General features: G+C 59.6%; 21 protein-coding genes. 10 read left to right on the top strand and 11 right to left on the bottom strand.

The window, feature by feature from the left end; translation table 11 throughout:
* Window positions 1–169 precede the first annotated feature (169 nt).
* From QPL98_RS06700 to QPL98_RS06680, 5 genes are all read left to right on the top strand, one after another.
* Window positions 170–766 (top strand): UPF0149 family protein, encoded by a 597-nt coding sequence (locus tag QPL98_RS06700; protein WP_023011251.1) that lies wholly within the window; start codon window positions 170–172, stop codon window positions 764–766.
* Between the two features lie 12 nt (window positions 767–778).
* Window positions 779–2,098: a Xaa-Pro aminopeptidase gene (pepP, locus tag QPL98_RS06695; RefSeq protein ID WP_272998758.1), complete on the top strand. Its 1,320-nt coding sequence runs from the start codon at window positions 779–781 to the stop codon at window positions 2,096–2,098.
* Window positions 2,099–2,102: 4 nt separating this feature from the next.
* Window positions 2,103–3,389 (top strand): 2-octaprenyl-6-methoxyphenyl hydroxylase, encoded by a 1,287-nt coding sequence (gene ubiH, locus QPL98_RS06690; RefSeq protein WP_303292945.1) that lies wholly within the window; start codon window positions 2,103–2,105, stop codon window positions 3,387–3,389.
* A complete protein-coding gene (locus QPL98_RS06685) occupies window positions 3,379–4,605 on the top strand; it encodes a UbiH/UbiF/VisC/COQ6 family ubiquinone biosynthesis hydroxylase (RefSeq protein WP_303292944.1) in 1,227 nt (408 codons plus the stop codon). The genes ubiH and QPL98_RS06685 overlap by 11 nt, the downstream gene beginning before the upstream one ends.
* Before the next feature lie 92 nt (window positions 4,606–4,697).
* On the top strand, window positions 4,698–5,612 hold the full coding sequence (locus QPL98_RS06680; protein ID WP_014422694.1) for a DUF808 domain-containing protein: 915 nt from the start codon (window positions 4,698–4,700) through the stop codon (window positions 5,610–5,612).
* A gap of 21 nt (window positions 5,613–5,633) precedes the next feature.
* Here the strand turns inward: QPL98_RS06680 and QPL98_RS06675 are convergent, their stop codons facing one another.
* The 9 genes from QPL98_RS06675 to ubiE all read right to left on the bottom strand — a co-directional run bounded on the left by QPL98_RS06675 (window position 5,634) and on the right by ubiE (window position 11,762).
* Entirely contained in the window at window positions 5,634–6,353 is a 720-nt protein-coding gene (locus QPL98_RS06675) for a 16S rRNA (uracil(1498)-N(3))-methyltransferase (protein WP_303292943.1), read from the bottom strand.
* Window positions 6,353–7,135 (bottom strand): twin-arginine translocase subunit TatC, encoded by a 783-nt coding sequence (gene tatC, locus QPL98_RS06670; protein ID WP_206853479.1) that lies wholly within the window; start codon window positions 7,133–7,135, stop codon window positions 6,353–6,355. Before tatC ends, QPL98_RS06675 begins: the two co-directional genes overlap by 1 nt.
* On the bottom strand, window positions 7,132–7,587 hold the full coding sequence (gene tatB / locus QPL98_RS06665; RefSeq protein WP_014422691.1) for a Sec-independent protein translocase protein TatB: 456 nt from the start codon (window positions 7,585–7,587) through the stop codon (window positions 7,132–7,134). The genes tatC and tatB overlap by 4 nt, the downstream gene beginning before the upstream one ends.
* Window positions 7,588–7,598: 11 nt before the next feature.
* On the bottom strand, window positions 7,599–7,826 hold the full coding sequence (tatA, locus tag QPL98_RS06660; protein ID WP_011786832.1) for a Sec-independent protein translocase subunit TatA: 228 nt from the start codon (window positions 7,824–7,826) through the stop codon (window positions 7,599–7,601).
* A gap of 86 nt (window positions 7,827–7,912) precedes the next feature.
* The gene (locus QPL98_RS06655) at window positions 7,913–8,242 is read right to left on the bottom strand and encodes a phosphoribosyl-ATP diphosphatase (protein WP_011786831.1); all 330 of its coding nucleotides are present in this window, start codon (window positions 8,240–8,242) and stop codon (window positions 7,913–7,915) included.
* 12 nt (window positions 8,243–8,254) lie between these two features.
* Window positions 8,255–8,671: a phosphoribosyl-AMP cyclohydrolase gene (gene hisI, locus QPL98_RS06650; protein WP_303292942.1), complete on the bottom strand. Its 417-nt coding sequence runs from the start codon at window positions 8,669–8,671 to the stop codon at window positions 8,255–8,257.
* Window positions 8,672–8,698: 27 nt separating this feature from the next.
* Entirely contained in the window at window positions 8,699–10,342 is a 1,644-nt protein-coding gene (gene ubiB, locus QPL98_RS06645) for a ubiquinone biosynthesis regulatory protein kinase UbiB (protein WP_022993076.1), read from the bottom strand.
* Window positions 10,339–10,980: an SCP2 domain-containing protein gene (locus QPL98_RS06640; protein WP_273030513.1), complete on the bottom strand. Its 642-nt coding sequence runs from the start codon at window positions 10,978–10,980 to the stop codon at window positions 10,339–10,341. The genes ubiB and QPL98_RS06640 overlap by 4 nt, the downstream gene beginning before the upstream one ends.
* A complete protein-coding gene (ubiE, locus tag QPL98_RS06635) occupies window positions 10,980–11,762 on the bottom strand; it encodes a bifunctional demethylmenaquinone methyltransferase/2-methoxy-6-polyprenyl-1,4-benzoquinol methylase UbiE (protein ID WP_014422685.1) in 783 nt (260 codons plus the stop codon). The genes QPL98_RS06640 and ubiE overlap by 1 nt, the downstream gene beginning before the upstream one ends.
* A gap of 116 nt (window positions 11,763–11,878) precedes the next feature.
* Between ubiE and QPL98_RS06630 the strand changes: the two genes are divergently transcribed.
* Window positions 11,879–12,157 carry a polyhydroxyalkanoic acid system family protein gene (locus QPL98_RS06630; protein WP_011786826.1) on the top strand — a complete coding sequence of 93 codons (279 nt, stop codon included), beginning with the start codon at window positions 11,879–11,881 and terminating at the stop codon, window positions 12,155–12,157.
* A 6-nt stretch (window positions 12,158–12,163) separates the two neighbouring features.
* Here QPL98_RS06630 and QPL98_RS06625 read toward each other — a convergent pair whose 3' ends face one another.
* Both QPL98_RS06625 and QPL98_RS06620 read right to left on the bottom strand, forming a co-directional pair.
* Window positions 12,164–12,913 carry a hypothetical protein gene (locus tag QPL98_RS06625; RefSeq protein WP_288589651.1) on the bottom strand — a complete coding sequence of 250 codons (750 nt, stop codon included), beginning with the start codon at window positions 12,911–12,913 and terminating at the stop codon, window positions 12,164–12,166.
* Between the two features lie 81 nt (window positions 12,914–12,994).
* Entirely contained in the window at window positions 12,995–13,918 is a 924-nt protein-coding gene (locus tag QPL98_RS06620; RefSeq protein WP_153740537.1) for an alpha/beta hydrolase, read from the bottom strand.
* Between the two features lie 347 nt (window positions 13,919–14,265).
* Between QPL98_RS06620 and QPL98_RS06615 the strand changes: the two genes are divergently transcribed.
* From QPL98_RS06615 to QPL98_RS06600, 4 genes are all read left to right on the top strand, one after another.
* A complete protein-coding gene (locus QPL98_RS06615; protein ID WP_303292941.1) occupies window positions 14,266–15,630 on the top strand; it encodes a WS/DGAT domain-containing protein in 1,365 nt (454 codons plus the stop codon).
* Between the two features lie 124 nt (window positions 15,631–15,754).
* Window positions 15,755–17,275 (top strand): aldehyde dehydrogenase family protein, encoded by a 1,521-nt coding sequence (locus tag QPL98_RS06610; protein WP_303292940.1) that lies wholly within the window; start codon window positions 15,755–15,757, stop codon window positions 17,273–17,275.
* 123 nt (window positions 17,276–17,398) lie between these two features.
* The gene (locus tag QPL98_RS06605) at window positions 17,399–18,037 is read left to right on the top strand and encodes a TetR/AcrR family transcriptional regulator (protein ID WP_303292939.1); all 639 of its coding nucleotides are present in this window, start codon (window positions 17,399–17,401) and stop codon (window positions 18,035–18,037) included.
* A gap of 42 nt (window positions 18,038–18,079) precedes the next feature.
* Window positions 18,080–19,063, top strand: a complete 984-nt coding sequence (locus QPL98_RS06600; RefSeq protein ID WP_273030519.1) for an MDR family oxidoreductase — start codon at window positions 18,080–18,082, stop codon at window positions 19,061–19,063.
* The last annotated feature ends 36 nt before the right edge of the window (window positions 19,064–19,099 follow it).

Here is a 19,099-nt window from a genome sequence, read left to right as displayed (position 1 = left end):
ATATCTGATATGTTATAACATTTTTGTCTGACGTGAAGATAAAAGCAACCCCGCCTGCCCGGGTATTCGTGCCAGGATTTCCCCAGAATGCTAGGATACGGTATTCGTCGGGGCACCGCCCCGGCGCGTATCTGAACGTACACCACCGATTTAAGGAAACGGCAGCTTCATGTCCGAAACCGATACCTCCGCCGCCCGTGCGGCTGAATTTGAACGCTGGGCCAACGTGTTTACCGCGCACAAGGCGTTCAGCCACCCCTCTGAGCTGCATGGCGTGCTCTGTGGCCGGCTGGCGGCAGGCTCCCGTATTGACGAGCCCGAGTGGCTGGCTATGGTTTGCGAACACATGGGGCTGGCTGATGAAGCGGCTGAAGAGTCGGATGACCTCGCCCCCTTTATGAACAGCGCCTACGGTAAAACGCTCAAGCAATTGCAGTCCACCGACATGAGTTTTCAGCCGTTGTTGCCAGATGACGACTATGCCATCGAACAACGACTGGAAGCCCTGGTGGCCTGGGTTCGAGGATTTCTGGAAGGCATGGCGCTGGCGGCCGGCGCTTCCCTTGGCCAGGCTCCGGATGAGATCCGGGAGCTGATCGAGGATATGGTGGCCATCAGCCAGCTGTCGGAGGACGAAGAACCCGACGACGAAAGTGAACAGCAACTGCTTGAAATTACCGAGTACGTGCGCCTTGGCGCGCTGGCGGTGTTCACCGAGTTCAATGAGCCGGAGAAGCCGGCAGGCGATTCGCCCACCCTGCACTGATCAGGAGCTATCATGGCTGTGACCATTCCCGTGAAAGAGTTTGCCGAGCGCCGTCGCAAGTTGATGGACCGGATGGCCCCGGACAGCATCGCCATTCTGCCTGCGGCGCCGGAGCGGGTGCGTAACCGCGATGTGTTACACCCGTTTCGCCAGGACAGCGATTTCCAGTATCTGACCGGCTTCGGCGAGCCCGAAGCGGTGTTGGCCCTGATTCCAGGCCGCGAGCATGGTGAAGCGGTTCTGTTCTGCAAGGAGCGGAATCCGGAGAAAGAGCTCTGGGATGGTTTTCTGGTGGGCCCTGAGGGCGCCATCGAACGTTACGGCTTCGATGATGCTTTCCCCATTGCGGATATCGACGATATTCTGCCCGGCATGATTGAAGGCCGAAGCCGGGTCTACTATCCGCTGGGCAAGGATCCGGCATTCGATAACCGGGTGATGGACTGGCTCAAGGTGATTCGCAGCAAGGTTCGTTCCGGAGCGCACCCCCCTGGGGAGCTGGTGGCGCTGGAGCACCTGCTGCATGATATGCGGCTGTACAAGAGTGCTGCCGAAATCAAGGTGATGGCAAAGGCCGGCCAGATCAGTGCCGAGGCCCACTGCCGGGCCATGAAGCGGGCTCGTCAGGGCGGGTATGAGTACAATCTTGAAGCTGAACTGATTCATACCTTTATGGAGCATGGTGCGCGCTCTACCGCTTATCCCTCCATCGTAGGTGGTGGTGCCAACGGCTGCATCCTGCACTACATCGAAAATGCGGCACCGCTGAAAGACGGCGACCTGGTACTGGTAGACGCGGGTTGTGAGCTGGAATGCTACGCCTCGGACATCACCCGCACCTTCCCGGTCAGTGGCAAGTTCAGCCCGGAACAGAAGGCGCTTTACGAAGTGGTGTTGGCGGCCCAGTACGCGGCGATCGATGCGGTGAAGCCGGACAATCACTGGAACCAGCCCCATGAAGCGGCTCTGAGGGTGCTGACCCAGGGCCTGATCGATCTGGGCCTGCTCGCAGGCACGCTGGACGATGCTCTGGCCAACGAATCCTACAAACCTTTCTTTATGCACCGCACTGGCCACTGGCTGGGGCTGGATGTCCATGATGTTGGCGATTACAAGGTGGGCGATGCCTGGCGGGTACTGGAACCGGGGATGGCGTTGACCGTTGAGCCAGGGCTGTATATTGCGCCCGACAATACCGACGTAGAGCCGCGCTGGCGGGGTATTGGCATCCGTATTGAAGACGATGTGGTGGTCACCAAAGAGGGTTGCCGAAACCTGACCGAGGGCGTGCCGAAGACCATTGCCGATATTGAAGCTCTGATGGCGGACTGATTCAGTGAATACCGAGCGCGTGGATACTGACCTGATCATTGCCGGTGGCGGCCTGGCCGGTGCCACTCTGGCCCTGGCCCTGGCGCGCCTGGTGCCGGAACTGAAGGTAACGGTAGTTGAGGCGTTTCCGCTGTCACCAGAGGCGTTGCCGGAGGATTACCAGCCCAGCTATGACAGCCGGTCGACGGCACTGGCCTGGGGCTCCCGCCTGATCTTTGATCAGTTGGGGCTGTGGCGGCAGTTGTCTGAGCACGCCACCCCGATCCGCCACATTCATGTCTCTGACCGGGGTCGTTTTGGCGCTACCCGTCTGCATGCCAACGAACACGGTCAGGATGCCCTGGGTTATGTGGCAGACAACCGCTGGATGGGCCTGTGTCTGATGCGGGCTTTGCTGGACACCAGGGTAAGTTGGCAGGCGCCGGCTCAGGTGGAAGGCATGAAGCCCGTGGCTGGCGGTGTCCGGGTGGCCATCCGAAAGGATGGTGTACAGAAGGAACTGACCGCGCGTTGTCTGGTGATCGCCGATGGCGGGCGTTCCGGGCTGCGGGAGAAGCTGGGCTTTGTAACCCGCACCGAAGCCTATGGTCAGAACGCGCTGATAGCCAATGTCTCCACCAGCGACAGCCACCAGTTTACGGCTTATGAACGTTTTACTGAGGCCGGTCCCATGGCTTTGCTGCCCCATGGTTCCCCGAAGCGGCCGGGGCATCAATCGGCCCTGGTCTGGACCCTGGAAGACGAGGCTCTGGCCGAGATCCTGTCACTGTCGGATGAACAGAAATGTCAGAAACTGCAGGAACGGTTCGGTTGGCGTCTTGGGCGTTTTAGCCACATTGGCCAGTGCCATCATTATCCCCTGAACCTGACTACGGTAGATGAACCCGCCCGCCCGGGGGTTGTGCTGGTTGGTAATGCCGCTCATGCCCTGCACCCGGTGGCTGGCCAGGGCTTTAACCTGGCACTCAGGGGATTGATGACCCTGGTGGAACAGTTTCGTCGGGCGGTTGATGAAGGGATTTCTATTGGTGAACTTTCGGTACTGGGGCGTTACCAACAACTGCATCGGCAGGACTGGCAGCAGACGGTGCAGTTCTCCGATTCCCTGATCCGGATATTTGGGCAGCCGCTGGCGCCCGTTGCCGCCGCCCGGGATGCAGGGCTGGTGGGGCTGGATCTGTTGCCGGGGGCCAAACGCTGGTTCGCCCGCAAAGCCATGGGCACCGGTGGGCGCAAGCCGCTGGTAGGTTCCGGAGTGTCATCTTTCGAGGCGGAAAAACATGACAGGTGAGTCGGTGGGTGCGGCGTGTTTTGACACTCTGGTGGTTGGTGGCGGAATGGTCGGCTCGGCCCTGGCTCTGGGGTTGTCGCGGCAAGGCTGGAACACCGGACTGGTGGAAGGAGCCCGGGTTCAGGATCTGTTGGCCCCGGGAGAGACCGCCAGTCATACCGATGACTTCGAGCCCCGGGTCAGCGCCATCTCCCTGGCCAGTGAGCAGCTGCTGGATCGTCTCCGGGCCTGGCGCCATGTCCAGGCCGGCAGGCATTGCGGCTATCGCGGCATGACGGTCTGGGATGCCGACGGCACCGGGCGAATTCACTTCGATGCGGCTGAACTTCATGCTGATACCCTGGGTACCATCGTTGAGAACCGGTCGATTGTCCGCGCTTTGTTTACCGAGCTTGCAGACAGTAACGTTACGGTGATCGATGGTGTGCGTGTGCAGGGCTGGAGTGCCGGAGCCGGGATCCAGTTGGACGATGGCCGAACGCTGTCCGCCAAACTGGTGGTCGGGGCCGATGGTGCCCAGTCGCGGCTGCGCCAGTGGTCGGGACTGGCTACCCGGGAATGGGATTACGATCAGCAAGCGATTGTGTGCACCGTCCGTACCCGGCAGCCGCACCAGTACACTGCGTGGCAGCGTTTTTCGCCCACCGGGCCGCTGGCGTTTTTACCGTTGTTGACGGAGTCTGGAGACGAGCACTATTGCTCTATCGTCTGGTCACAGGATACGGCCGAAGCCCGCCGCCTGATGGCGTTGGAAACCGACGCTTTCCGGTTGGAGCTTGAGCGAGCGATTGAGCAGCAGCTCGGGGTTATCGAATCCGTTTCGCACCGCTTTGCGTTTCCGCTGCGTCAGCGTCATGCCAAGGAGTATGTTGCCGACGGCCTGGCACTGGTGGGCGATGCTGCCCACACCATTCACCCGCTCGCCGGCCAGGGTGCAAACCTTGGCTATGGCGATGTGTCGGCCCTCATGGGCGAGCTGGGGCGGGCCAAAGAGCTCGCACTTTCGCCGGCAGACCAGACCGTATTGGCTCGTTATCAGCGCCGCCGTAAAGGCGAGAACCTGGCGATGATGGCGGCCATGGAGGGCTTCAAGCAGTTGTTTGCCCGGGATGAGCTGGCTATCCGGTGGTTGCGCAATACCGGTATGCGCTGGCTGGACAACCTGGCGCCGCTGAAGAACCGCATTGCCGCCGAGGCTATGGGTATAAAACGCTAACGGTTGTCCATTCTGAGCCGCCGGAACTGTTTTCCGGCGGCCTGTTTTCGTAAACTCCTCGCCTTCGTGTTCAATTTGCAAAGGAACTGTCTATGGCCGGCTCCAGCCTGCTCGTATTACTTGATGACATTGCTGCCGTACTGGATGACGTGGCGGTGATGACCAAAGCTGCTACCAAGAAAACCGCCGGTGTGCTGGGCGATGACCTGGCGTTGAATGCGCAGCAGGTCACCGGTGTTCGACCTGCCCGGGAAATCCCGGTGGTGTGGGCGGTCGCCAAGGGTTCGTTTATCAACAAGGCCATTCTGGTGCCGGCGGCACTGGCCATCAGCTTTTTTGTACCCTGGCTCATTACCCCGCTGTTGATGCTCGGTGGTGCTTTCCTGTGCTTTGAGGGGGCCGAGAAGCTGGTTCACAGGTTCCTGCACAAAGAGCAGGAAGAAAAGCACCGGCAAGAGCTGCGGGAGGCTCTGAAAAAGCCGGAGGTGAACCTTAAAGCGGTTGAGAAAGACAAGATCAAGGGCGCTGTCAGGACCGACTTTATTCTCTCCGCCGAAATCATCGCCATCACGTTAGGAACCGTGGCCGACAAGAGCTTCGGAATGCAGTTTGCGGTGCTGACCGTCGTGGCGTTGATGGTGACCGTCGGGGTGTATGGGCTGGTGGCGGGTATTGTGAAGCTGGACGACGCCGGCCTTTACTTGAGCCAGAAAGCCAGTGCTTTCGCCCAGAAGCTAGGGCAGGGCATTCTGTGGCTGGCGCCCTGGATGATGAAAACCCTGTCGGTGTTGGGCACCATCGCGATGTTCCTGGTGGGCGGCGGTATCCTGACCCACGGCATTCCGGCGGTGTACGGGGCCATTCACCATGTGGCCGGAATGATTTCTTCAGTGCCGGAAGTGCTGGTCACCACGGTCGGGGATGGCCTGTTTGGCCTGCTGGCCGGTGCTATTCTGGTTCTTGTTATTACGCCCGTTGCGAAGCTTTGGGAGCGCCGGGCGGCGTAATCCGTGGCGGGGCCGGCCCGTTCACAGGCAGGCGTCAAACAGCCGGCTGATCAGCACTGGCACAGCGGTTTCAACCCGAAGAATTCTCGGGCCCAGATGCACGCTCCGGCAGCCGGCCTCCTCCAGCTTTCCGACTTCGTAATCGGTAAAGCCCCCTTCCGGACCAATGCACAGGGCAGCCGGCTCATTGAGGTGGGTGGGGCAGGGGGCCGCCATGCCCGGATGCGCCACCAGGGCCTGTTTGCCACCTAGCAGTGTCGGTAGTTCATCCTCCACAAAGGGTTTGAACAGCTTGCGGATATGGACCTGAGGCATCAACGTGTCTTTGGCCTGTTCAAGGCCGAGGGCCAGGTTCTCTCTCAGATGATCCTCGGTGAGCCAGGGCGTTTGCCAGAAACTCTTTTCCACCTTGTGGCTGTTAATCAGCCAGAGATCCTTCACACCCAGAGAAGCGCAGGTCTGCAGTACCCGCCGGAACATCTTGGGCCGGGGCATAGCCAGTATCAGCGTGAGCGGTAAGGGGGCAGGGGGTTGCTGATTCAGGGTTACCAGCAATTCGGCCTCGGTCTCTGTCATTGACAGCACTTCACCATGGCCCATCAGGCCGTTTACCCGGCCAGCCGGTATCCGATGGCCGGTGCCGGCTTTGAGCACCGTTTTCAGGTGCTCCAGCCGACGGCCGCGGAGACGCACCCGGTCCGGGGCGACGAAGTCTTCCTCAAACAGCAGGGCCAGATTCATCAGGCTTCGGGCTCTTCTCCGTCGGCCTCTTCCCGTTCCCGGTAGGCGAGGCGACCAAATATGATGCCGAACTCGAACAGAATCCACATGGGCACGGCCAGGAGCGTCTGGGAGATGATGTCTGGTGGGGTCAGCAGCATGCCGATGATGAAACAGGCCACGACCACATAGGGGCGCTTGGCGGCCAGGTCTTGCGGAGTAGTGGCGCCGGTCAGAATCAGTAGTACCGTCGCAATGGGGATTTCAAACGCAATGCCGAAGGCAAAGAACATCTTGAGCACGAAGTTCAGATAACTGCTGATGTCAGGCAGTTCGACAATGCCCTCCGGGCCGATGGCGGTAAAGAAACCGAACACCAGCGGAAAGACCACGAAATAGGCGAAAGCCGCGCCAGCGTAGAACAACAGCACGGAAGTAAACAACAGCGGGAAGGCCAGGCGCTTTTCATGGGCATAGAGCCCGGGCGCCACAAAACTCCAGAGCTGGTAGAGAATGATCGGAATGGCGACAAATACCGCCAGAACCAGCGCCAGCTTCAGGGGCGCAAAGAAAGGCGAGGTGATGTCGGTGGCGATCATGGTCTGGCCGACCGGCAAAAGTTCGCGCAACGGCTGGGATAACAGCAGGTAGAGCTCGTTGGCAAATGGATAGATGACGGCGAAACAGATAATCACCGCCAACACCATTTTCAGTAGCCGGTTGCGCAGCTCGAGCAAATGCTCGATCAGGGGCATTTCCTGCTGTTCAGACGACGTCTGCTGGCCGTTTTGGGTGGCACTCATGAATGCTTGTCCGAAGGGCTGGTCGGTGAGGATTCACTGGGTTGATCGCTGGCCGCCGCCTCGTCCCTGACGGGTTCATGCGGAGGTTCGGGCTGGTCGTCCGCCTCCGGAGAGGGGGGCGTGACCCGCCGGGTTGCCGGCGCCGGCCTGGGCTTGCGGGTCTGATCGTCCGGCAGGATCATGTGCTCGTACTTTTTCGCCTCATCCAGGGCGCCGCGCACGGTCTTCTCCACATCGTCCAGGCCCACATCACCCGCCTTGCGCAGCTCCTCCCGGAGTTCTTCGGCCTTCAACTGCCGGTCCAGTTCACTGGTGAACTGGCTGACCATGCGCCGGGCGCCACCGATCCAGCGGCCAGCCGCCCGCGCCGCCGTCGGCAAACGCTCCGGGCCGAGCACGAGCAATGCAATCACGCCGCAGATCAGCAGCTCTAGAAAGCCGATGTCGAACATTCAGGGGGTGCTCAGCCTTGCTTTTCTTTGGGCTTGTCTTCCGCCTGGGCTTGTTGCTCGGCGTTCTGTTTTTCCAGCGGTTGCTGTTCGGCGTTCTTCTCTTCCTCGTCGCTCATGGATTTTTTGAATCCACGGATGGCGCCGCCGAGATCGCTGCCGATGTTCCGGAGTTTCTTGGTTCCGAATAACAGGATGACGATGCCAAGTACGATAAGAAGTTGCCAGATGCTGATACCCATGAGGGTTCCTCGTTCAAATGTTGCTGTTGCATGACATTGTACGCCAACCGCTACCCCTTGCGGAAATACCCCTTGGGGGTACTCCTTTACGGATTCCGGGAGGCTTTTTCTTCCAGGCCTGACAGGTCGAAGCGACTGGCCAGTTCATCCAGAACATCCTTCGGCCCCAGGCCTAACCGTGACAGCATCACCAGGCTGTGAAACCAGAGGTCGGCCGTCTCGTACACCAGGTCCCGGGTTTCGCCGGAATGCTCTGCATCCTTGGCAGCGAGCAGCGTCTCGGTGCACTCTTCGCCCACCTTCTCCAGAATCTTGTTCAGCCCCTTGGCATGCAGGCTGGCGACGTAGGATGTGTCGGGATCCGCGTCTTTGCGGGCTTCCAGTACCTGTGCCAGTCGTTCCAGTACATCACTCACGGTGTCTGCTCCTCAGTTGCTGCCGTAGATGGTGTTCGGGTCTTTGAGAACCGGATCGGCGCTCACCCACTGACCATCTTTCAGGGTTCGGTAAAAACAGCTTCGCCGGCCAGTATGGCAGGCAATGCCGCCTTTTTGTTCCACTTTCAGCAGCACCACATCGGCATCGCAATCGAGCCTGATATCCCGGAGCACCTGCTGGTGCCCGGAGCTCTCGCCCTTGCGCCAGAGTTTGCCACGGGAACGGGACCAGTAAACCGCCTGTCCTTCCTCAACCGTGAGCCGGAGAGATTCCCGGTTCATCCAGGCCTTCATCAGGACATCGCCATTATTGGCGTCCTGGGCAATGGCCGGCACCAGACCGTCTTCTGTCCATTGGATCTCGTCGAGCCAGTCAGGCTGTACGACGTTAGCGGGAGAATCTTGCATTTTTATGAATCCTGAATCTTTGATGGTTCAGCGACTGCCCCGGAGCATGACGCCTGCCGCTCCGGCAAGCAAGACCCAGCTCCAGACCGGCAGATCGGCCAGCCACTGCCCGGCGTGGGGCTGGCTGCCCACCAGGGCCGCGCCTGCCAGAACCAGGGCGATGAAGCCCCGGCGCCAACGGCGTTCGCTGCGCATTTGCTGCTCTTTCATCAGCGCCAGGGTTGCCCGGTTCTGCGCTTCGGTGGGACCGCTGGAGCGTATCTGAAGTAATGCGTCGTGAACCAACTGGGGCATCTCTGGCGATTGTTCGAGCCATGATGGCAGGTGGTTCTGCAGAGACTTGATCAGGCCTGACGGACCGATGCGTTTCCGCATCCAGTCTTCCAGAAACGGCTGGGCGGTACTCCACAGGTCCAGGTCCGGATAGAGCTGGCGGCCAAGGCCTTCGACATTGAGCAGGGTTTTCTGTAACAGCACAAGTTGTGGCTGCACTTCCATGTTGAAGCGCCGAGCGGTCTGGAACAGGCGTAACAGGAAGTGACCAAAGGAAATATCCTTCAGGGGGCGCTCGAAGATGGGTTCGCACACTGTCCGAATGGCGGCCTCAAACTCGTTGACGCGGGTTTCCGGCGGCACCCAGCCAGACTGGATGTGCAGTTGCGCTACCTGGCGGTAATCCCGGCGGAAAAAGGCCAAAAGGTTACGGGCGAGATAGCTCTGGTCGTCGGGGGCCAGAGTGCCGACGATACCGAAGTCGATGGCAATGTACTTCGGGTCGGCGGGATTGCTGACATCGACAAAGATATTGCCCGGGTGCATGTCAGCATGGAAAAAGCTGTCACGGAATACCTGGGTAAAGAAGATCTCCACTCCTTTTTCCGCCAGCACCTTCATGTTGACGCCCGCCTTTTCAAGGGCGGCTACATCGGCAATAGGAATGCCGTGAATGCGTTCCATCACCAGCACCGACTTGCGGGTGTAGTCCCAGTCGATAGAGGGGATGTAGATCAGCGGGGAGTTCTCGAAATTCCGGCGCAACTGGCTGGCGTTGGCGGCTTCCCGTTGCAGATCCAGTTCGTCGTGGATGGTGGAGTCATAGTCTGCCACCACCTCCACGGGGTGCAGGCGCTTACCCTCAGACCAGTACTTTTCGAGCAGGCCGGCCATCAGGTACATCAGGCCCAGATCCTGGCGGATGACTTTTTCGATGCCGGGGCGCAAAACCTTGACCACCACTTTCTGGTCGTTGGGTAGGGTTGCAGCATGCACCTGGGCCACGGAGGCGGAAGCCATCGGATCCGGACTGAATTCGGCAAACAGTTCCGAGACGGGCGCCCCCAACGACTTCTCGATAATGCCTCGGGCTTGTTCGCTGGGAAAAGGTGGGACCCTGTCCTGCAGCTGTTTCAGGGATTCGGCCATGTCATCCGGTAACAGGTCCCGGCGGGTGGAGAGAATCTGGCCGAATTTGACGAAAACCGGGCCCAGCTCTTCCAGCGCCAGGCGCAGGCGGTCACCCCGGCTCAGTTTTGGCTGCGGGAACAGGTGCCATGGTGCCAGCAGAAAAAAGATTTTCAGCGGTGTAGGCAGTTCAGACAAGGGCAGAAACGTGTCCAGCCGGTAGCGGCAGAATACCCAGGCAATTCGGAACAGGCGTTGCAGGCGGGTCACAGGGTCTCCGTATTGTTATCGCTGCCGGGAGCTTGCAGTTGCTTCAGCCGAGCCTCCAGGCGTTCGGTGCGCAGGCTCAGCTCATCGATATCCTGAAAGGTGGCCTCCAGCTCCCGCCGGCCGGGCAGAGTGCGGCTCTCTTCGTGGACATATTCCTCCACATTGGCGTTCATGGTGCTGAACGCCTGGCGGCTCCATTTGACCGCCTGGCGGATGCGTTTGCCGATGAAATGGGCCGGCACATCGCCCAGGTGGTTTGCCATGGCCGCTTCCCAATCCGGTTGCAGCTGGTTCAGGGCGCGCTGTAGCTGGTGGGCCAGGGCCGTGTCGCCCTCCACCGTCAGGCGTTCGTCGGCAAATACCCTCTCATCGCCCAGTGCCAGGGCGGCAAAGGCGACCGGTCGCCCGGTGATGATTAACGCCGGTTGCGGATCCGGCTGGCTGCGAACCTGCACCCGTTCGCCAACGCGATTCAGGGTCCAGTGCATGGTGACCGGGGCCGTAACGGTGAACTGAACCGGCCCGCCCAAGGCACCCAGCAAGGCGCGCTGGCCCGCCGGGTCCAGTGTCAGCGCCCGGTTCAGGGCGCCCTCTATAATGGCGCCTGTCGCAGACAGCAGGGTCGGGCCGGGGAACATCAGGGCTTGATTCCCACGTGCAGGGCCACGATGCCGCCGGTCATGTTGTAGTACTTGCAGTTCACCAGGCCGGCAGTTTCCATCATGCCCTTCAGGGTTTCCTGATCCGGATGCATGCGGATGGACTCGGCCAGGTACTTGTAGCTCTCGCTGTCCCCGGCAATCAGCTGGCCCATCAGGGGCAGGGCGGTGAAGGAATACGTGTCGTAGGCCTTGCTCAGCAGCGGGTTGGTGGGCTTGGAGAATTCCAGCACCATCAGCTTGCCGCCCGGCTTAAGTACCCGGGCCATATCCCGCAGGGCCTGATCCTTGTCGGTCACATTGCGCAGGCCGAAAGCAATAGACACCGCCTGGAAACTGTTGTCCGGGAACGGCAGGTGTTCGGCATCGGCCTGTACGTATTCGATGTTGCCGGCGTAACCCCGGTCGGTCAGGCGGCTGCGACCCACCTGCAGCATGGAGGCGTTGATATCGGCCAGCACCACTTTGCCGGACGGGCCCACAAGATCGGAAAACTTCATGGTCAGGTCGCCGGTACCGCCGGCAATGTCCAACACCTGATGGCCCGGGCGTACGCCGCTCAATTCAATAGTAAAGCGCTTCCACAGGCGGTGAATGCCCATGGACATCAGGTCGTTCATGAGGTCGTACTTGCCGGCGACACTGTGGAAAACCTGGGCCACCTGACCGGCCTTCTGGCTTTTCGGCACATTGCGAAAGCCGAAGTGGGTAACGTCGTCCTGGCCGTTGCCTTGGGTGCCCGGTGCTTGCTGCTCGCTCATGGAAGTTGGTCCTGTCAGAATCTAAGCCCTGTATTCTAACCTTTGAGGGGTTGGCTACAAGTTTATTGCCGGCTTACACTGTAAAACCGTTTCCAAATCACTGAGAAAACTGATTCATGTCTGTTATCGATATCCATCGCGCCCATTCCCTGGACAAGGAGCACGCCCGCGAGGCGGCCGAAACCCTGGCCAAGGATTTGTCCAAACAATTCGATGTCAATTACCAGTGGGAAGGCGATCTGCTGAAGTTCAAACGCAGCGGTGTCAAAGGGCAGCTGGATATTTCCGAGAACGACCTGCATATCCGGCTGGAGCTGGGGTTGATGCTTCGGCCCTTCAAATCCCGCATTGAGCAGGAGATTCACTCCCAGCTGGACCAGATCATCCAGGCCTGAATCCCGCTACAGGTCGTCCGGCAGGGAGAAAGGGGTCCGGTGGCCCGCCAGAATGTTGTTCATCACTCGTTGTTCCCGGCTGAGCAGGCGATCAATCAGCAGGTCGACCCGATCCATTTTCCGAAAGGCGCTGTAGCCCCGGTGCAGAAAGCTGTGCAAATCACCCAGATCGGCCATCTCGGCCGGGCCGCGGGTCATGGACAGTAGCCAACCGAGGGTGCGGTTGCGAACGTAGCGATCCAGTTCCTGCCCGGTTTCTGCCACCAGAGCCAGTTGTCGTTTGCGAATCGTTAGCTGGTTGCCGGCGCGATAAGCCTCGCAGTAACGCTCATCATCAAGACCTGTTGCCGAAAAGCCCTGCTGCGCAAGTATCTCTGCCAGCTCAAGATCGAGGCTCTGGGTAATCAGGTTGAGCTCGACCAGGCCGGCAAAGGTGGCCAGCAGGTGGTCGGGAAGCCATTTCACCATCTTCGGGAACACCCGATCGATGTTGTCGTCCCGGCGGGTCATGCCGGCAGGGGCATAGAGGTCGGTCAGCAGAAATTCCAGGCCGGTGTGGTAGCCCGGGTGACGGTATAAATCCTGGTGGGTGTTTTTTAGCCGCTCTGCCTGCCAGTCCGCCACCTGGTGGGCCTCGTCCCGAAGAGGATGCCTGGCCTTGTGTTGGCGGAAATCGTGGTATTCCAGCAGCAGGCGTTTCAGGCGGTGGGCGTTCTCAGTGTGCACATCCGTGGCAACCAGCCGCTCACGATACATTAAAGGCTCCATTCAACCGGGCAGAAAAGCGCCAGTTTAACGGAGCCTTGGATCTGGCGCACCTGCCCGTTACGGTTGAATTCAGCCCTGGGCGGCGGCCTCCAGGGTTTCCAGACCCGGCACCCATTCCTTGCTGTCCAGCGTGATGAAATGGCTGGGAGCTTCGGTTTCGACAATGCGCATGGTGGTGGGGCTGGTGCGGGCGCTGGCCAGCATGGCCTGGCGATCCAGTATTCGGTCGGTGGCCGGTATCAGGAAAGTCCCGTGGCGCACATGGCGATAGACCGAGGTGTCGGTGCGGGCCATCCATTCCATGATGTTCTCGATGTTGCGAACAATGGTCAGATGGTCTTTGGTGGCATAGAACAGTTTGCTCAGCAATTGGCGCTTGCGCGGGTTCATCTTGCCGAAGAAGGTCTGACCATAGGCCGACTGGGGGGCGCTGTTGATCAGACGAATCAACCAGGGCCACATGCCATGGCTGACTGGTTCGAGCAATGTGGTTACCAGAGCATGCAGTTTGCCCTGGGGTAAAACCGGCGCTTCCAGTACCACTTCCACGTTTTCGTAGAGCTCCGGCCACTGCCGGATAGCTTCAAGAATGACCGCGCCACCCCGGGAGTGGCCATGGATCCGGATGTTCTCGGTGCTGGGCAGGTTCTGCAACGACTGATTCAGGATGCAGGCGTCGTATTCGATGGTGCCTTCCAGGTGCTTGATGGGCACTTCCCAGGCCGGATTCTCTGGCGTTACACCGTTCACCGGGATGTGATAGTTGCTGCAGGTGAGCAAAATCAGTTCGGTGGTGGGGCCATCGTAGGCCTGGGTAAAGTAACAGTGATTCTCAAGAAAGCCATGCACGCCAATAACGGTGTGCTCTGCTGTGCCACTGTGATTACGCACAGACACAGCACCCCGGCCCACGCGGTAAACCCGGCCGGAAAACATTTCGGAATAGGCGCTTTCGATCGGTTTGATCAGCTTGCGAACATGACTGGCTTTCATGATTCATCTCCCTCCGGCCGCTTTTCGTTGTGTTATTGGTTTTGCTGAGCCGGTATGACATTTGTACCGTGAATGCCGAACGGGTTTAGTGGCGCCAGTGCCTTCAAAAATGGTGTGTTGAGGCCAATTGGCCGATCCGGGACACGGTTTTATAGCCATCGCACCGGACCATGTAGCCAGTATAGGACTGAACAGTTACTCACGTGTAATTTTTTGTAACTGTGCGCATGGTGTCCGAGGATGGAGCCGGTATCCGGACTCTGGCACAATGCCGGATTGGTTTTCTTTCATACAGGCACGCTATTGATCGGGGATAATCGGGTTTGAGCCAGGAGCAATCGCATCTCATGCTGCCTTCGGATTCAGCCTGGCTGGCTCTGGAACGGCCCGAAAACCCGATGACCATCACCATCATGCTGAGGATCGACGGGCTGACGCCGGGCCGTTTCCGGGAGTTTCTGGAGGTATACTGGCTGGCCTGGGAGCGGTTCCGTTGCCGCCCGGTATGGCGTGCCCCCGCCTGGTATTGGGAAAAAGACCTGACCTTCTCCGCGCCCCAGCATCTTGACGTGGCGCTGGACCGGTTCGAGCCGGAACAGTTGCAGGACTGGGTCTCGGAGCGCCTGAACGAGCCCTTACCGCTGTATCGTCCACGCTGGAAATTCTGGTTGGCCCCCAACGCACAGGGTGGCGCTGCGTTAGTTTTGAGGCTGCATCACTGTTACGCTGATGGCTTGTCCCTGCTGGGTATTTTTGACCGCCTGTGCCCGGCATCGCCGCGCCAGTATCCGGCCGTTTATGGATCAAAGGAGGAGCCTCGCGCAGGAGCCTGGATGGCGGCTGCCCAAAGCTGGCTGGAAGCTCGGATGGCAGAGGCGATTCCGGCTGTCTCAGGTTCTGTCGATACGCCATCAATGCCAGGCACTGGCAAGAGCATGGCAGGCCGTGCCCTGGAAAACAGTCTGCGCCTGGTGCACGAATTCAGTGAGTTTCTGGTGAGCCCAGAGGACTCTCCATCTGAGCTGAAGCGTCCGCTACTGGGCCGACGCAGCTGCCGCTGGTCCTCCCCGGTACGTTTGTCCCGCTTCCGAACCATTGCCCGGGCAACCAGTACAACCATCAACGATGTCCTGCTCGCCTGCGTGGCGGCGGCAGTCAAGCCCCGACTGGGCATGACCCCGGAGCAACTGGATGAGGCGGTGATGCACGCGGCCGTGCCGGTCGACATCCGGGCTCGCCTGCCCGACGGCGTGCGGCCGGAAGAGGGCGAGCCCGGTAACTGCTTCGGCACGGTGTTCGTGCCTTTGCCGGTGGATGGAGAGAGTGCCCTGGAGCGGTTGTTCCGGATCAAGCATGAAACCCGGAAACTGAAGAAGAGCTGGCAGCCTGGCCTGGCCTGGGGGCTAACCAGCTGCGCGGCACTGATTCCCGAACCGGGACGCAGGCCCTTCGCCGACCTGTTCTTCGGGAAAGCTTCGGCGGTGGTATCTAACGTTCCTGGCACTCCGGACACCCGCTATCTGGCTGGATGTGAGATCACCGAGCAGATGTTCTGGGTGCCTCAGGCCGGTGATATCGGGCTGGGTGTCAGCATTGTCAGCTACGGCGGACAAGTGCAGTTTGGTGTTGTGGCGGACGAGGCTGTGATGGCGGATCCTGCAGCCTTTGTTGAGGATTGCCTGAAAGAGCTGGAGCACTTCGGTGCCGACTAAGACCATCGGATAAGCGGATTATCTTCCCTCTCCATACAAATGTTCCGGATTGAGGTCTACCTTTGTTTTGTTAGCGCGAAAGGCTGCGTTGCCCCGCGACAAATACAACAAAGAGGAAGATGTCATGATCTATGCACAACCCGGAAAAGAAGGTTCCATTGTCTCCTTCAAATCCCGCTATGAAAACTTTATCGGTGGCGAGTGGGTGGCGCCGGTTAAAGGCCAGTATTTCGAGAACATCACCCCTGTTACCGGTGCGGTCATTTGTGAAGTGCCCCGTTCCTCGGCCGAGGATATCGACCTGGCGCTGGATGCCGCCCACAAGGCGGCGCCGGCCTGGGGCAAAACGTCGCCAACCGAACGTTCCAACATCCTGCTGAAAATTGCCGATCGCATTGAAGCCAACCTTGAGCAACTGGCCGTGGCGGAAACCTGGGACAACGGCAAGGCGGTGCGTGAAACCCTGAATGCCGACATCCCGCTGGCCGCCGATCACTTCCGTTATTTCGCCGGTTGTATCCGGGCTCAGGAAGGGCACATGGGCGAAATTGACCATAATACCGTCGCCTACCACTTCCACGAACCGCTGGGCGTGGTTGGTCAGATCATCCCCTGGAACTTCCCGTTACTGATGGCGGCCTGGAAGCTGGGCCCCTGCCTGGCCGCCGGCAACTGTACGGTGCTCAAGCCCGCCGAACAGACTCCGGTCAGTATTCTGGTGCTGATGGAGCTGATTGGTGACTTGTTGCCTCCGGGTGTGATCAACATCGTCAATGGCTATGGCCCGGAAGCCGGCGAAGCCCTGGCCACCAGCAAGCGCATCGCCAAGATCGCCTTCACCGGCTCCACCCCGGTTGGCTCGCACATCCTCAAGTGCGCAGCCGAAAACATTATTCCGTCGACGGTTGAGCTGGGTGGCAAGTCCCCGAACATCTATTTCTCTGATGTGATGAAGGCAGAGCCGGAATTCATCGACAAGTGCGTGGAAGGCCTGGTGCTGGCGTTCTTCAACCAGGGCGAAATCTGCACCTGCCCGTCACGGGCACTGGTTCAGGAAGACATGTTCGAAGAGTTCATGCAGAAAGTGGTTGAGCGCACCAAGGCCATCAAGCGTGGCAACCCGCTGGATACCGACGTTCAGGTGGGTGCCCAGGCATCCAAGGAGCAGTTCGACAAGATCATGTCGTACATGGAAATCGGTCGTCAGGAAGGCGCGGTTGTGCTGACCGGCGGTGACCGCGAGCATCTGGAAGGCGAGTTCAACAACGGTTTCTACATCCAGCCGACCCTGTTCAAGGGCGACAACAAGATGCGGGTGTTCCAGGAAGAAATCTTCGGCCCGGTGGTGGGGGTCACCACCTTCAAAACCGAGGAAGAAGCCCTGGCCATCGCCAACGACACCGAGTTTGGTCTGGGTGCCGGCGTGTGGACCCGCGACACCAATCTTGCGTACCGCATGGGCCGCAACATCCAGGCCGGCCGGGTCTGGATGAACTGCTACCACGCTTATCCGGCCCACGCCGCGTTCGGTGGTTACAAGAAATCCGGGGTTGGCCGGGAAACCCACAAGATGGCGCTGGAGCACTACCAGCAGACCAAGTGTATGTTGACCAGCTACGACACCAACCCACTCGGATTCTTCTGAATAATGTGGGTGCGCGGCCGCGGGCTTCCGTGGCCGCTTTATTCGTCCAACTTTATATTTTGTAGACACTCGGTCTAATTTCTGGGATATTAATTAGACGCTCGGTCTAATTAAGGGTGATGGATGAATCAGCTACCAGTAAAGCGCCGACGGGGCAGGCCGCCCAAATCCTCGGCAGCGAGTTATCAGAACACACGGGATGCCTTGATCCAAGTGGGCCTGGGGGTTCTGACAGAGAAGGGCTACTCCTACACCGGTATAGACGAAATCCTGCGACAGGCGGGCGTGCCCAAGGGCTCCTTCTATCATTACTTCGACAACAAGGAAGCCTTCGGCAGGGCCCTGATTGAGGCTTACGGCCAGTTCTTTGCGAAGAAGCTGGAGCGCTCGTTGTCCGATGCGTCCCTCAGCCCCCTGGCGCGGATTCAGGCCTTTGTGGATGGCGCCAAAGCGGGCATGCAGAAGTTCGATTATCGCCGGGGATGCCTGATTGGCAATCTCGGTCAGGAAATGGCGGCTTTGCCAGAGAGCTTTCGGAGTTTGTTGTGCGCCGTTTTCCGGGACTGGGAGTCGCGGGTTGAGCGGGTTCTCGAAGAAGCTCGCAAGCTTGGTGAAGTGCCCCAGAGCCTGTCCTGCGACCAGATGGCACAATTCTTCTGGACAGGGTGGGAAGGTGCGGTGCTAAGGGCCAAGCTGGAACAATCCCCGGAACCGCTTGACCGTTTTGCCCAGGGCTTTATGGCGCTGGTGCGCGGTTCCTGATGACAACCGATCTACTCACGTTCACGAAACAGTGGAGGCAACATGTTCAAAGCAATCCTGATAGAAGGCAGCCGTGGCGACCAGCAGGTGGCGCTGAAATCCGTTGATGAGTCCCAGTTGCCCGAAGGCGATGTGACCGTTGAGGTGGCCTACACCACCCTGAACTACAAGGATGGACTGGCCATTACCGGCCGCGCGCCCATCGCGAAAACCTATCCGATGGTGCCGGGCATTGACCTGGCTGGCGTGGTGACGGAATCGTCCAACCCTGAGTTCAAGGCCGGAGACGAAGTGGTTCTTAATGGCTGGGGCGTGGGCGAGAAGCACTGGGGTGGTCTGGCCCAGAAAGCACGACTGTCCGGGGACTGGCTGATCCCGCTGCAGGCGCCATTCACGGCCCGTCAGGCCATGGCCATAGGTACCGCGGGGTATACCGCAATGTTGTGCGTGATTGCGCTGGAGAAGCACGGCGTCACACCGGATTCCGGCGACATTCTGGTGACCGGGGCCACTGGCGGAGTCGGCAGCGTAGCCGTCGCCATCCTTGCCAAGCTGGGTTATTCGGTAACGGCAGTGACCGGCCGGCCCGAAGAAGAAGTCTACCTGAAATCTCTGGGTGCCAAACAGATTCTGGATCGGGCCGAGCTGAGCGAGCCCGGTAAGCCGCTAGCTCGTGAAACCTGGGCCGGGGCGGTGGATGTGGCCGGTGGCCAGGTGCTGGCAAACGTCTGTGCCGGCATGAAATACCACGGTGTGGTGGCCGCATGCGGGCTGGCAGCGGGCATGGATTTCCCGGCGACGGTGGCGCCTTTCATTCTGCGTGGCGTGACCCTGTGTGGCATCGACAGTGTGATGGCGCCGAAAGCAGACCGTTTGTACGCCTGGAAGCGCCTGTCTGAGGATCTGTCCCCTGAGTTGCTGGACAGCATGATCACCGAAGTGGCCTTTGACAACGTCATCGACGCTGCCGGCCAGCTGATGGACGGCAAGATCCGGGGCCGGATTGTGATTCCCGTGGCCGGGTAATGCCGGCCCGTCTCACTAACGATACAAAGAAACAGA

The organism is Marinobacter sp. ST-43, from assembly GCF_030541085.1.
GTDB lineage: Bacteria > Pseudomonadota > Gammaproteobacteria > Pseudomonadales > Oleiphilaceae > Marinobacter > Marinobacter nauticus.
This window is presented reverse-complemented; position numbering and strand designations above follow the sequence as displayed.